At 70.9% G+C, this 684-nt stretch carries 1 pseudogene; it reads right to left on the bottom strand.

Annotation, left to right across the window (positions count from 1 at the left end):
* Positions 1-188: pseudogene (locus tag FV228_RS31725) on the bottom strand (hypothetical protein); the annotation flags it as partial.
* Positions 189-684 lie beyond the last annotated feature (496 nt).

The following is a 684-nucleotide window of genomic DNA, read 5'->3' as shown; positions in this document are numbered from 1 at the left end:
GGTTGCGCCGGCGCCGGGGTGCCCGCATCGGCCGGTGGAGCCTGGCTCGGCGCGCTGTTCGCCATGCCGGGATCCGGAAGGGGCATCATCATCCCCTGCGCGGGCGCCGTCGGCGCGAATTCGCCCGCCCGCGCGGCGACGGGCGCGCAGACCAGGGCGATCAGGATCAGCCGAGACCGCACCGGCATGACGCTCTCTCCGCTTCTCCCGCAGGACGATGACCGGCACGCCAGGGCGCGCCGGTCGGGTGAATCTCAGTAAGCCCGGCCGTAGAACGGCTTGGAGACCGGATGATATCGGTCACTCACCGGCCACGTATAGGGCTGGTCTTTAGAGGTACGGATATCGGAGCCGAATTTAGGAGGGTTGAACCCGATGCCGTGGAGGGCGCCGATCCGGCCCTTGGCACCCGGGGTCGCGGACGCGGCATCGCGTGCTAGCGCCGCGCTCGACAGCCCCACGACGAGAATGGCCGCACACGAAACGCGGCCCCGCATAACGGCTCTCCTGACCTCTTGCATCGTCGCCTCCCATCCCGGCCGAGGTGCCGGACCTGAAGCAACGGCAGCGCTTCCGCGGGGGTTCCGCCCGTCCGCGCCGCGGCGTCAGAACGCGTTCGCGCCGCCGAGGCAGGCCACCGCGAGCGGTCCGTTGCAGGCCGTATCGGTCTGGCCGGTCCCGTCC

Origin of the sequence: Methylobacterium sp. WL18, assembly GCF_008040015.1 — a bacterium.
In the GTDB taxonomy this organism is placed as follows: domain Bacteria; phylum Pseudomonadota; class Alphaproteobacteria; order Rhizobiales; family Beijerinckiaceae; genus Methylobacterium; species Methylobacterium mesophilicum.
This window is presented reverse-complemented; position numbering and strand designations above follow the sequence as displayed.